At 73.0% G+C, this 12841-nt stretch carries 10 protein-coding genes; 4 read left to right on the plus strand and 6 right to left on the minus strand.

The window, feature by feature from the left end; all coding sequences use genetic code 11:
- Positions 1-1055: HEAT repeat domain-containing protein (locus D7X12_RS31995; RefSeq protein WP_439329407.1), on the plus strand; the 1055-nt coding region annotated here is incomplete at its 5' end.
- Complete coding sequence (locus D7X12_RS32000; protein WP_208719407.1) at positions 1052-2041, plus strand: N-acetylmuramoyl-L-alanine amidase-like domain-containing protein; 990 nt, start codon at positions 1052-1054, stop codon at positions 2039-2041. The genes D7X12_RS31995 and D7X12_RS32000, both read left to right, overlap by 4 nt.
- 13 nt (positions 2042-2054) lie before the next feature.
- Here D7X12_RS32000 and D7X12_RS32005 read toward each other — a convergent pair whose 3' ends face one another.
- Positions 2055-2513 (minus strand): putative signal transducing protein, encoded by a 459-nt coding sequence (locus D7X12_RS32005; RefSeq protein ID WP_120629028.1) that lies wholly within the window; start codon positions 2511-2513, stop codon positions 2055-2057.
- Positions 2514-2602: 89 nt separating this feature from the next.
- Entirely contained in the window at positions 2603-2965 is a 363-nt protein-coding gene (locus tag D7X12_RS32010) for a response regulator (protein ID WP_120612850.1), read from the minus strand.
- A gap of 159 nt (positions 2966-3124) precedes the next feature.
- Here D7X12_RS32010 and hpf point away from each other — a divergent pair, with 159 nt between their 5' ends.
- Together hpf and D7X12_RS32020 are read left to right on the plus strand one after the other, a co-directional pair.
- Positions 3125-3487: a ribosome hibernation-promoting factor, HPF/YfiA family gene (gene hpf / locus D7X12_RS32015; RefSeq protein WP_120629029.1), complete on the plus strand. Its 363-nt coding sequence runs from the start codon at positions 3125-3127 to the stop codon at positions 3485-3487.
- 164 nt (positions 3488-3651) lie between these two features.
- Positions 3652-5724, plus strand: coding sequence for an MXAN_5187 family protein (locus D7X12_RS32020; protein WP_120629030.1), 2073 nt, complete (start codon positions 3652-3654; stop codon positions 5722-5724).
- Between the two features lie 89 nt (positions 5725-5813).
- Here the strand turns inward: D7X12_RS32020 and D7X12_RS32025 are convergent, their stop codons facing one another.
- The 4 genes from D7X12_RS32025 to D7X12_RS32040 all read right to left on the minus strand — a co-directional run.
- Positions 5814-7463, minus strand: a complete 1650-nt coding sequence (locus D7X12_RS32025; RefSeq protein ID WP_120629031.1) for an ATP-binding protein — start codon at positions 7461-7463, stop codon at positions 5814-5816.
- 76 nt (positions 7464-7539) lie between these two features.
- On the minus strand, positions 7540-8907 hold the full coding sequence (locus D7X12_RS32030; protein WP_120629032.1) for an ABC transporter substrate-binding protein: 1368 nt from the start codon (positions 8905-8907) through the stop codon (positions 7540-7542).
- A complete protein-coding gene (locus D7X12_RS32035) occupies positions 8904-10259 on the minus strand; it encodes an FG-GAP repeat domain-containing protein (RefSeq protein ID WP_120629033.1) in 1356 nt (451 codons plus the stop codon). Before D7X12_RS32035 ends, D7X12_RS32030 begins: the two co-directional genes overlap by 4 nt.
- Positions 10256-12841, minus strand: a 2586-nt coding sequence (locus tag D7X12_RS32040) for a penicillin-binding protein 1A (protein WP_244224908.1), incomplete at its 5' end; no start/stop codon positions are given. The genes D7X12_RS32040 and D7X12_RS32035, both read right to left, overlap by 4 nt.

Below are 12841 nucleotides of genomic sequence, written 5' to 3' on the forward strand. Positions count from 1 at the left end.
GAGGGGTGGACTTTGACGGCGGGCCGCCCGCTTGCCATCGTTCCGCCCCCGTGCGTCCTCCGCCTGCTCCGCGTGCCCCGTCCCTGCTCCTCGTCGTGCTCCTGGCCGCCCTGCTGCCCCTGAGCGGCCTCGCCGGGCCCGCGTCCGCGTCAAAGCGGGCCCAGGGCCGCGCGGAGGCGGACGCCGTGCTCGCCCAGGTGGCCAGAGGCGGCCCCGTGCCCGCCGCCGCCTCGCGCCTGCGCTACCTGCGCCAGGAGTCCTACGCGGCCGAGGAGATTGGCCCCCTGCTGCGCAACACGTTCGAGGAGCGCAAGCGCAGGAACCTCGCCTCGCTGCTGGCGTCGCTCGGCGCGCGCGAGGGGGAAGGCACACTCGTGAAGCTCGCCTCGGATGCCGACAGCACCGTGCGCATGTACGCGGCGCAGGGGCTGGCGAAGCTGGGCAGCCGCAACACCGCCGCCGTGCTGCCGCTCCTCGAGGACAAGAGCAGCGGCGTTCGCCGCGAGGCCGCGCGGGCCCTGGGCGCGTCGCGCAACCCGAAGATGGGCCGGTCGCTGATGGCGGCCGCGAAGGCGGAGCAGGACCTGGAGGTGCGCGCGGCGCTGCTGGAGGCCGCGGGCGCGTGCGGGGACGCGAAGCAGCGGCCCGGGCTCAAGACGTACCTGGACAGCGACTCCGAAAGCACGCGCTTCGCCGCGGCCCGGGGGCTGTGCCGGCTGGGCGCGCCGGAGGGCTTCGCCTTCGCTCAGAAGCTGCTGGGCAACCCCGACAAGTTCGTGCGCCGCCAGGGGCTCGCGCTCTTCGAGGGCGTGCCGGCGAAGAAGGCCAGCCCCGTGCTGTCGCCGCTCCTGAAGGACGCGGACCGCACCCTCGCCGCCACCGCCGCGCGCGTGCTGTACCAGGGCGGGGACGCAGCCGCGCTGGACTGGCTGGTGCTGGCGTCCTGGAACGCGAAGGGCGAGGAGAAGCTCACCTACGAGAAGGAGCTGGAGACGCTCCAACTCGCGGACGACCGGCGCAAGGCCATCCTGCGCAAGGCGGGGGTGGCGCCGTGAGCCTCGCGGGCCTCTGTGCCCTCGCCCTGCTGGCCCAGGCTCCGGTGACCTCGGCGAGCCCGGCGAGCCTGGCCCCCGTGCCCCCGGCGAGCGCGGTGCCGGCGTCCCTCTCCGCGCCCCAGGCCCCGGTTCCCCTGCCCGGTCCCGTGCGGGAGAATGGCTGGAAGCCCCTGACGCCCGAGCAGCGCGCGGCGCTCATCGCGGATCAAGCGGAGACGCCGCTCGCGGAGCGTCTCCTGGGGATGAGCGAGAAGTTCCTCAACACCCCCTACGTCCTCTCCCCCCTGGGCGAGGGGCAGGGCGTGGACCCGGATCCGCCGTTCCGGCTGGACGCGGTGGACTGCCTCACCTTCGTGGAGGAGACGCTCGCGCTGGGCCTGGCCCGCGGCGAGCCGGAGGTGCCCACGCTGCTGGAGCGGATCCGCTACGCGAACACGCCGGCCTACGAGGACCGCAACCACCTGATGGAAGCGCAGTGGCTGCCCAACAACATCAAGAAGGGGCTGCTGGCGGACGTGACGCGGCGCTACGCGAAGGACGACGTCGTCGCCGTCACCAAGACGCTGACCCCGCATACGTGGCAGTCGAAGTCGTCCCTGGCGCTGCAGCTGCCGCGCGAGCGCCAGCCCCTGGGCACCTTCACCCTCAACATGATTCCGCTGGAGAAGGTGCTCGCGCACGCGCGCAACGTGGCCTCCGGCACCATCCTCGTCGTGCTGCGCGAGGACCTGCCCCTGAAGGCCACCCGCGTCACGCACCTGGGCTTCGTGGTGCAGAAGAAGAAGCGCACGTACCTGCGCCACGCGTCGAAGGGGCCCTACAACCGCGTGGTGGACGAGGACCTGGAGACGTTCCTCGCCCGCAACGCGCGTTACGACAAGTGGAAGGTGACGGGCGTGAGTCTCTTCGAGCCCCGGCGTCCGCCTGCCTCGTTCGCGGCCCAGCCCGCGCCCTCCGAAAAGAGCGCGGCCGCCGGTACGCCCTGAGCGGGCCGGGGGCCTAGAAGACCGGGGGCGCGGAGTCCGCTGGCGGGTGGCCCAGCTCCCCTTCGCGCTCCTCTTCCTCGGCGGCGCGTCCGGCTTCGTCCGCCGTGGCGAGCCCCTGAATCTTCACCTCCTCCAGGAGGACGGCGGCGCGCGCCTGGTCGGTGTCCGGCACCAGGATCTCCCACCAGGGCAGCAGGTTGCCGGTGGTCAGCTCATCCACCACGCCCGAGCGTCCGGGACGCACGATGAGCGGGATGCGCTGCTCGTCCAGCACGTCCACGAAGATTTGGGCGGTGACGGGATCATCCGCGACGCCCGCTCTCACGAACCGGTGCTGATCCAGCTCGTGCGGCAGGGGCAGCTTCCGCTCGCGCATCACCTCCGCCGACACGAGCGGCGGGTGGTTGGGGCAATCCGTGCAGTCCACGACACTGTCCTGATACTCCGAGCCACACCGAGCGCAGTACCTCATGGAGCCCTCCTGGGCGATGGCTGGAATGTTAGGAACGCTTCGCGCGGATGGCAGGCGGCCCCCGTGCGAATTCATTCCGGGGGCCGGGGTCAGTGCCGCGCTGCGTCTCCCAGCTCGCCCACCATCCGGCTCAGGCGCTCCACGTCGATGGGCTTTCGCAGCACCGCGTCGCAGTACTCGGCGCCGTCCACCTGGGCATAGCCCGACACGAGGACGACCCGGGCATTGGGCTCACGCTCCTTCACCTGTTGCGCCAGCTCCGTGCCGTTCATTCCTGGCAGGGACTCGTCTGTGACCACGACGTCGGGGTGGGTGTCTTCGAACGCCTTCAGGCCCGCCACGCCGTCCGCGGCGGTGGTGACGTCGAAGTCGTCCTCCAACAGCTCCGCCAGCAGCTCGCGGCTGTCCCCGTCGTCCTCCACCAGCAGGACCTTGATTCGCTCGCCATCCATGCGACTAGAGCAACGCGGTGCTCCGGGGGATTCGTCCGGGGTGCCCCGGACGCCTCGACGGTCGTCTGGCTGCTTCGGGGGAGGGCAGGCAGGAAGGCTTGCGAAAGCCCCTCACGGACGGACGAAGCACTGCCCATCTTCATGCCCGGAGGTGATTCCATGAAGGTGTTGTTGCGTGGAGTGCATCTGGGGCTGACGGACAACCTCAAGGCGTATGTGGACGAGCACCTGGTGGCCCATATCGAGCGGTTCGCCGAGGACGAGGCGTCGGAAATCGACATCGCGCTCGTGGACATCAACGGGCCCAAGGGAGGCGTGGACAAGGAGTGCCGGGTGACGGTGCGCATGCCCGGGCTGGAGGCCGTGCACGTGACGGAGACGGCGGAGACGCTGTTCCAGGCCATCGACGCAACGCGTGACCGGTTGGAGAAGACCATCAAGCGCGCGGTGGAGCGGCGTCGCAGTGTCGCGACGAACGGCCTGCCGTACGACCTCAACGCGGACGCGTCGAACAACTACTAGGCGGCCTGCCGGGCCGTCGGGGTGAAGTGGAAAAGCGAAGGGCCCGGGAATTCCGGATGCCAGCCAGGCATCCGGCCCCCGGGTTCCTTCGGGCCAGTTCCTTGCTGGGGTTGGAAGGTGGACGCTATAAGCGGATCCCCTCACCCTTGGGCTAAAGGACGGCGATGGTCCGCCTCAAGTTCCTGCTGTTCGCACTCCTGGTCCTCGGACTGGGCCTGGCTCATCTCCCGACGCTGTCGGCGCCGCAGCGCGCTCGCGCGGTGGAAGGTGCCTCGCTCCAGGCCGCTTCGGGCACGGGCGAAGTCGCACGTCGCGTGGACGCGCGCCGCGCTGAAATCCAATCCCTGGCGCTGAAGATCGCCGGCGCTCCCGACGTGGCCGCCGCCGTGAACGCGCTGCGTCCCGCCCCCGCGGCGCCGAAGTCTCCGCGCGACCGCAACGGCGGAAGGGACGCGGAGGAGTCCAGCGGGCCGCTGCCGCTGACGGCCGAGCGCTTCGGGGCCCTGCGCACCGCCGCGCAGGCCGCGCTCCCCAAGGAGTTGCAGGGCGCGGTGTTGGCGGTGGTGGCCGGTGACGCGAGCTTCCACGCGCGCGCGGACGCCGCGCCGTCCTCCGACGCCGCCGCGCTGGATGTTCCGGCGCTCGCCAAGGCGGGCACGTCCGTGGTGGACGCCTTCGGGGCGCCGCATGTCTTCGCGGCCGTGCCGCTTTCGTGGAGTGACGAGCGGACCCCGGCCCCGGCGGTGACGCTGGTGGTGGGCGCTCCCCTGGCCGCGGACGCCGCGCTGCAGGGCGCGCTGGACGCGTCCGGCGTGGTCGCGCTGGGGCTCGTGCAGGGCGACAAGGTGGTGGGCGGCGTGGGCGCGGAGAAGGCGCGGCTCGAAGGTGCGCTGCCCAAGGTGACCGCGGGCGCGAAGGACACCGTGCTGGAGACGGGTGCGCTCCAGGCGCTGGGCCCGGTGCAGCTGCCGGTGTTCACCAGCGGCGATGCGATGGGCGGGCAGGCCCCGCTGTTCGTGGGCGCCCGCCAGCCGCTGCAGGGCACGCCGTACGAGGTGCTGGCCATCGCGGGGACGGCGGCGACGCTGGCTCCGCTGGCGGCGTACCAGCACACCGCGCTGCTCGCACTCGCGGGGCTGCTGCTGCTGAGCCTGCTGTGGACGGCGCTGATGGGCGGAGGTCGCAGCTCGACGTCCGACGACAGCGTCGCCGCGGGCAATGGCGACACGCTGGGCTGGTCCGCGGCGATGGCGGCGCAGTCCACGCCGGCCGCCGCGGCGCCTTCTCCGGCCGCCGCGCCGCAGGCGGATTCGTTCGGGTCGTCCTCGGAGCCGCTGTCCAATCCGTTCGGAGCGGCCCTGTCGCAGGAGCCGGTGTCCAAGACGTTCAGCGCGGTCGCGCCGCCGCCCGCCCAGCCTGTCGCGGATCCGTTCGGGAGCGCGGATGCGTTCCCGTTCCCCCCGGCGGGGGCCCAGGCGGATCCGTTCGCGATGCCTCCTCCCGCCGCGGATCCGTTCGCGATGCCGCCTCCTTCGGCCGCCGCGCCGATGCCGCTGTCGAGCCCGTACGGTTCGCAGGCTCCGGATCCGTTCGCCGGGGCGGAGTCGTTCCCGTTCCCGTCGCCGCCCGCGGCCCATCCGCCGCCGGCCGCGGAGCCCTTCACCCCGCCTCCGGCGTACGCGCACAACGCGCCGATGCCGTTCGACCATGCGCCCCCGTCGAACGAGCCCATCCCCCAGGCGGCCCCGCGCCATGGCGCGTTCGCCTTCGAGGATCAGCCCACGGCGGCGTACTCGCTCCAGCAGGCGGCCAATCCGTTCGCGCTGGCTGCGGCGCAGTCGTCCGAGCAGGACTCGGACTCCAACCCGGAGACGACGCGCGTGGCGGCCATCCCGCGCGAGTTGCTCCAGGCGAGCACGCGGCCCACGTCGGAAGCCATCCCGATGCCGCCCCCGCGCTCGCACGCGTCCCAGGCGATTCCGCTGCCGGGCGGCAACAGCGCCGCGGCGGTGGCGCTGTCGGAGGAGCAGCACTTCCAGGACGTCTTCCGCGAGTTCGTCACCACGCGCGAGCGCTGCGGCGAGGCGGCGGACGGCCTGACGTACGACAAGTTCGTGCAGAAGCTGCGCAAGAACAAGGAGCAGCTCGTCACGAAGTACGCGTGCAAGACGGTGCGTTTCCAGGTCTACGTGAAGGAGGGCAAGGCCGCCCTCAAGGCCACGCCCGTCAAGGACTGACGGCCGGCGGTCGTTGAACAGCGTGTCGTGCCCGAAGGCCCGGGACCTCTTCGCGAGGTGCCGGGCCTTCTTGCTGGGGGCGTCCGCGCTCAGCTCGCGCGGGGGAGCACGACGCTGAAGCGGGCGCCGTGGCCCGGCTCTCCGCCCACCTCCAGCCGGCCTCCGTGCTCCTGGAGGATGCGCGCGGCGATGGCCAGCCCCAGGCCGGTGCCGCCGTCCTTCGTGGTGAAGTAGGGCTCGAAGATGCGGGCGCGGTGTTCGGCGGGGATGCCGGGCCCGTCGTCCTCCACCTCGATGACAGCGTCCACGTCGGTGCCCTTCACGCGCACGCGCAGGGCGCCGCCCTTGCCCGTCATCGCCTCCTCCGCGTTCTTCACCAGGTTGACGAGCACCTGGGTGAGCTGGTCGCGGTCCGCTCGGGCCACCACGCCCGTCTGGAGCGCGGGCAGCAACTGGATGCCGTCCGGCGGCGCGGCGTAGAGGGAGAGCACGCCCTGGGCCAGCTCTCCCAGGTCCACCGGGGCGAGCTGGGGCTTGGGCAGGCGTGCGAAGCGGCTGAACTCGTCCACGATGCGCCGAAGCCGCTCCACCTCTTCCAGGATGACGCCCGCGCTCTCCTTGAAGAGGGTGGGGAAGCTGGGGTGGCGCGCCTCGTGCGCGGCGAGCAGCGTCTCCAGCGACATGCGGATGGGGGTGAGGGGGTTCTTGATTTCGTGCGCCAGCCGGCGGGCCACTTCCTGCCACGCGGCGATGCGCTCCGTGGCCATCAGCCGTTCGGTGGTGGCCTTCAGCTCGGACGTCATGTGGTTGAACGTCCGGACCAGTTCGCCCACCTCACCGGAGGCCCGCGCCGTCACCTGGACGTCCAGCGCGCCTTCGGCCACTCGGCGCGCGCCGGAGGTGAGGGCCTCCACCGGCCGCGTCATCCACCGCGACACGAGCATGCCCAGGAGCGCTGCGAAGGCGAGGCCCAGGGCCGCGAGGAGGAGGAAGGCGCGCATGACGCCTTCTTCGGCCTCGCGCGCGGCGGCGCGGCTGAACGTGAGGCGCACCGAGGCCGCGTTGCCCAGGGGCAGCACGCGCGCCACGGTGGGCGGGGCCGCGCTGCCCGCGTGCGCCACCTGCGAGTCGCCGGACAGGAGTGTCACATCCGCCTGGGTGAGGCGCGCCAGGTGCTGGGCGAGGCCGTCATCCAGCACCACGCCGCCCACCGCCCACAGGCGCACGTCGCCGTAGTCCACGGGCCGCGCGGTGACGAGGGCGGGCACCTGTCGCAGGCCCGCGTCGCCGCGCACGTCCACGCGCACCGGGACGGGCCTGGGAGACTTCTCCTTCGTCACGGCGAAGAGGACGGCGTCCGGGTCGCCGCGTCGGGCGGGCAGGTGTCCGGCGGACAGCACCGTGCCGTTGCGGTCGAACAGCGTGAGGACGGTGAGGCCCCGGCTCTTCATGAGGCCTTCGGCGGTGCCGGCCTGGATGGCGCGCAGGGGGCGGTCGCGCGCCTCGCGCACCAGGTCCTCCATGGCGGGGCTCTCCACGAGTTCTTCCACGGCGCGGCGCGCGTTGGAGGCGGAGCGCTCCAGCGACTCCTGCGCGGAGGCGGTGGCGGCCGTCATGCGCGCGTCCAGTTCGCGCGACAGCGTGTCGCGCAGGCGCGTCAGCGTCAGGGGGACCACCACCGCCAGCGGCACCAGCGCGAGCAGGGCGAAGGCGAGCGCGAGCCGGGTCCTCAGCCGCATGCGGCTTCTTCCTTCGAGGTGATGGCGCCGGCTCCCTGGTGGGCATCCGCTCTGCGTCGGTTCGACTCCGCGCTGCTCACGGTCGGCCTCCACCACCGGAGGCCTCGGGGGGCGCGAGCCATGCGCCTTCCATCACCGGGAGGCCTTGCGCATCCAGCACCAGGCCCGTCACTTCCGGCGCCGCTCGCATTCCCAGGCCTTGCGCGTACAGCGGGATGAGCGGCACGGATGGCGCCAGCGCCAGTGCACGCTCGCGGCTGCGTGCATCGCGCGCCCCCGCGTCCGTCAGCGCTCCGATGGGGGGCAGCTCCACGCCCAGCAGGTCCCGCCGTCCGCCCGCCTCCAGCACCACCGCCAGCGCGGGGCCGGGGAGGGGCGGCAGCAAGAGCGCGCTCAGCATCAACTCGAAGTCGCCCCGGGCCTGACGGCTTCGCAGCGCGGCGCGTGACTGCGGCTCCAGCGCGACGGTGTAGCCCTGCTCGTGCAGCTTCACCTGGATGCGCTCGGCCACCGCGCGCTGATCCGCCAGCGCGGCGTCGTAGGCGAGCGTCACCTTGCGCGCCGTGCCCGCGGGCGGGGCCTGGGGCCGGGCCCGGGGGCCCTGCGGCAACAACGCGGGCGGCAACAGGTTCGCCATCGACACGGCGGGCCCCTTCACGAACAGCCGCGTGAGGTCGTCGCGGTCGATGGCGCTCTCGACGGCCTGACGGAAGTCCGGCGGCACCTTCCGGGGCGAATACGCCAGATACGTCGCGTACAGCGCCGCGCCCGTGAGCGTGTCGTTGTCCGGGGGCGTGCCCAGCTCCACCTGCACCTGCCGCGACGTCCACAGCCGCGTCAGGCCCCGCTCATCCGTCGCCGTGAGCGCCAGCCGGTCCAGGTACGGCCGCCCCTCCGGCCACGCGGGCTGCGCCTCCAGCACGCCCCTCCCGGCGGAGCTGAACGGGCCCGACGCGGGGGACGGCGGCGGCGCGAGGGCGGGGTGACAGAGCGAACGCTCCAGGTCCGGCCACGGGAAGGCCAGCGCCAGCTCCAGCGTGGCACCCGAGGACGTCACCTGCCGGCCCTCGCCCCGCAGCGGGTACAGCAGCGCGCGGTAGGGAGACGGCGCCTCCGGGGACGACAGCCGCGTCCACGCTCGGGCCACCGCGGTCGCGCTGGCGGCGGAGGGCAGCGTCACGCGCACGGCCTGGGGCAGGGGACGCGACAGCTCGCGCGCCAGCGTCGGACGCGCCCGGCCGTCGGCGTCCACGCGACACACGGGCCGCGTCAACAGGCCCAGCAGCGCGGCCTCCATCGGCGTGTCGGCGAGCGCGGGCTCTCCAATCTCCGGCGGGCCCGCATGGGCCGCGCGCAGCTCACCTCCGTAGCGGGGACGGCTGGCCGCCAGCGTCGGCGCGGAGGCGAAGAGGACGAAACCCACGAGGGCGGAGCGGATCATCACGGTGCACCCTGTCGCAGGAGGAACAGCTCGCTCGTGCCATCCGGCTTCCAGGAGCCCACGAGGACCTCGCGGCGCTTGTCACCGTCCAGGTCCGCCGTCACCACGTTCAAGGCCCGGCCCGCCGGAAGCGCGCCCTGCCACAGGGGCTCGTGCGCCATCGGCGCGTCCGTCGCCAACGACAGCACGCGCAGCACCTCCGGTGAAGGCTGGAGCTGGGGCGACGTGGTGAGCAGCTCCGGAGCCCCGTCACCATCCAGGTCCCCCAGCGCGCTGCCCACGCCCAGCCCCGACAGCCGCGCGGGCGCGGACGCCGGACGCGCATAGAGCGACGCCGTGCCGTCCGCGTGGACGAACAACATCCGGGGGGCCGCGAAGCTCGCCGCACCGAACGGCGCGGGCACGGTGAGCGCACGCCCATCCGCCAACTTCACCTCGGGCGCGAACACCGTCTGCCCCGGCACGAACGCCCCTCGCTCCGACGTCCCCAGCGGCGCGGCCTCCAGCGTCCCCGAAGGGCGCAGCGTCCCCTTCGCCCTGTCCAGCACGAGCACCTCACCCCGCGCGTACCGCGTGCTCCACGCGGCCAGTCGCGGCGGCCCCACGAGCACGGCCAATGCGCCGAAGGGCTCGCGCGTCGTCGCCGTCGCGGCCGTCCCTTCCAGCTCCCGCCGCGCGAGGATCCGCCCATCCGCGCCGAACACCACCACCTCGTGTGCGGTGAGCGCGGCCACCTCGTCGCGCCCGTCCCCGTCCAGGTCGCCCGCGGCCAGCGCGGCCAGCGGTGTCTCCAGCCTCGCGAACACCGCGCCCAGCAACCGGATGGGCCGCTTCTGCTGCGAAGAACCGGGGCCCGGTGTCCCGGTGGACGGCGTCCCCACCGCGGCCAGCGCCAGCACCGCGGCATCCGCCTCCACGCCCACGGCCACGGCGGCGGCGGGCTTCGGCGGACGCGTGGGCGTGCGTCCGGACCAGAAGTTCACCCACGTGCCCAGCACGTCACCGCGGGCCACCAGCTCGCCGCCCTCCAGGTCCAACCGGAGCCGCGCCAGCGAGCGGGCCCCCTGTTCGCGGGCGGTGGCCTCGGCGCGCTCGGGCGGGACCTCCAACACCACGGGCCCCAGCTGCTGCGCCGCGAGCCGGGAGGCCAAGAGCGTCCCGAAGGCACGGCGCAGCTCGGCGGAGCCTCCGGACAGGGACACCGCGACGGGCGCCTCCGCGGGCGCGGCGCGGATCGCCTCCGCCACGGCCTGGGCCAGCCGGGCCGTGGCAGGAGACGCGCCTTCCGCCGCCGAGGCCCCGGAGGGCAGGGCGAAGACGAGCGCGAGGAACAGCGACAGGAGCGAGCGACTCACAGGCCCTTCTTGCCACCTTCCTCGATGAAGAAGTTGTCCGGCGTCACCTGTCCGGGCGGCGGGGCCTCGGCGGTGGGCTGGGTGCCTTCCAGGAACGGCTCCAGGCGGCCCGGGACGGAGTTGCCGGCGAGCAGGCCCGTGGCCGGATCGATGCGCACCTGCGTGATGCCCGGGGGCACCTCGAACTCGCGCGCGGGCAGGCCCTCTTCGGCCACGCGCATGAAGTTGAGCCAGATGGGCAGCGCGGCCCGGCCGCCCGTCTCGCTGCTGCCCAGGGGCGAGTTGTCATCGAAGCCCACCCACGCGCTGGCCACCCAGTCCATCGTGTAGCCGGAGAACCACGTGTCCTTGGACTCGTTGGTGGTGCCCGTCTTGCCCGCGGCTGGCCGGTTCAGCTCGCGCACCGCCTTGGCCGTGCCCTCCTCCACCACGCTGCGCATGAGCGACGTGGCCAGGTACGCCACCGCCGGGGGCAGCGTCTCTTCAAAGGCCGGCTGGTGCTCCTCCAGCACGGTGCCCTTCGCGTCGCGCACGCGCAGCAGCGACAGCGGCTCCGCGTAGCGGCCGTTGGACTGGAGCGTGGCGTACGCGTTGACGGCCTCCAGCATCGTCACCTCGCCGGTGCCCAGCGCGAGCGTGAGGTTCTCCGGCAGCGCTGAACGGATGCCCGCCCGGCGCGCGAAGTCGATGGCGGTCGCGGGCGTGATGGCCTCGATGAGCCGCACGGACACGGTGTTCTTCGACTTGGTGAGCGCCGTGCGCATCGACATGGGACCTTCGAACTGACCGTCGAAGTTCTTCGGCTTCCACGCCTTGCCCGTGTACGTGTCGCGGATGGTCTCCGGCGCGTCGTTCACCGTGGACAGGGGCGTGAAGCGGCCGCTCGCCAGCGCGGCGGCGTAGATGAAGGGCTTGAAGGACGAGCCCGGCTGCCGCTTCGCCTGCGTGGCGCGGTTGAACGAGGAGCGCTCCGCGTCGTAGCCGCCCACCATGGCCACCACGTTGCGGTTGGCGGGGTTGATGACCACGAGGCCGCCCTGCACCAGCGGCACCTGATCCAACGTGGCCTCCACGAAGGCCGGAGCCGGGGGCGCCTTGAGCACGCGCACGAATACCAGCTCCCCGGGCGTGAACACGTCCGCGATGCCCTTGGGCGCCTTCTTGCCCTTCTGCCGCGCCCAGGTGACGGACGCGAAGGACACCTCCGCGGTGCGGCCCACCAGGTCCACGCGGGCCACGTCGCGCTTGGGGTCCACCTCCAGGACGTAACCGGTCAGGCGCAGCCCCTCCTCCATCGGCTTGAGGATGACGCGGCCGGCGCGCTCGCGCTCGGGGGACTGGGGCGCTTCCTCGACCTCGCTGTCGGCGGCGAGCTCCGGCGGCGCCTGCTCCTCCGCGCCTTCGGCTTCGGGCGTCAGCGCCTTGGCCTGGGGCGTGGGCGCGGCGGTGGGGACCTGGGCGAGCGGCGCCAGGTCCGCGACATAGCCCTGGTCCTTCTGCCGGCGGCCGGCCTCCTCGATGCGCTGGACGATGAGCGCGCGGTAGCGGGCCCACGTCTGTTCGTCCAGCTTGCCCTGGGCGCCGCGGTAGCCCTGACGCCGGTCCACCGCCTCCAGACCGTCACGCACGGCCTTCTCCGCTACGGCCTGGAGCCGGGGCACGAGCGCGATGTCCACGCGCAGGCCGCCCTCCATCACGGTCTTCTCGCCGTAGCGCTCCACGAGCGTGCGGCGGATCTCCTCCGCGTAGTACGCGCCCGCGCTGGGCGCCTTGCGCGGCGCGAGCACGATGGGCTTCTCCTTCTCCGCGTCCACCACCGCGCGCGGCACGAAGCCCTGGCCGGCCATCTGCTCCAGCACGTAGCGCTGGCGCTGCTTGGCGCGGGTGATGTTCGTCACCGGGTTGATGCGGTGGGGCTGCTGCACGGTGCCCGCGAGCACGGCGGCCTCGCCCACCGTCAGGTCCTTCGCGTGCTTGCCGAAGTAGAAGAGCGAGGCCTCCTCCAGCCCGTAGCGCCGCTGCCCGAAGTACACGCCGTTGATGTAGAGGCTGAGGATCTGATCCTTGGTGAGGGCCTGCTCCAGGCGCGGCGTGAGGATCCACTCACGGATCTTGCGGCCGATGGTGCGCTCGGGCGTGAGCAGCATGTTCTTCACCACCTGCTGCGTGAGCGTGGACGCGCCGGACTTGCGGCTGCCGGGGATGAGGTTCTTCACGACCGCGCGCAGGATGCCGAAGGGGTCCAGGCCCTCGTGCTTGTAGAAGTCCGCGTCCTCGGCGGCGAGGAAGGCGTTGCGCACGTGGACGGGCAGGTCCTCGATGCGGATGAGCGTGCGGCGCTCCAGCGCGAACTCCGCGCAGAGGGTGCCGTCCGCGCACGTCACCTTCGTCACCTGGGGCGGCAGGTAGACGCGCAGCGACTCCACGGAGGGCAGGTCGCGGCTGTAGTAGGTGTACGTGGCCACGCCCGCGGCGATGAGGAGCACGAGGAGCACGAGCCCCGTCACCAGGAGCCGCTTCGTCCAGCGCCACAGCGTGGCGCCGAAACCGCGCCGGCGGGGCGGCGGTGCCCCGGGCGGGGC

The sequence above is a fragment of the Corallococcus sicarius genome (genome assembly GCF_003611735.1).
In the GTDB taxonomy this organism is placed as follows: domain Bacteria; phylum Myxococcota; class Myxococcia; order Myxococcales; family Myxococcaceae; genus Corallococcus; species Corallococcus sicarius.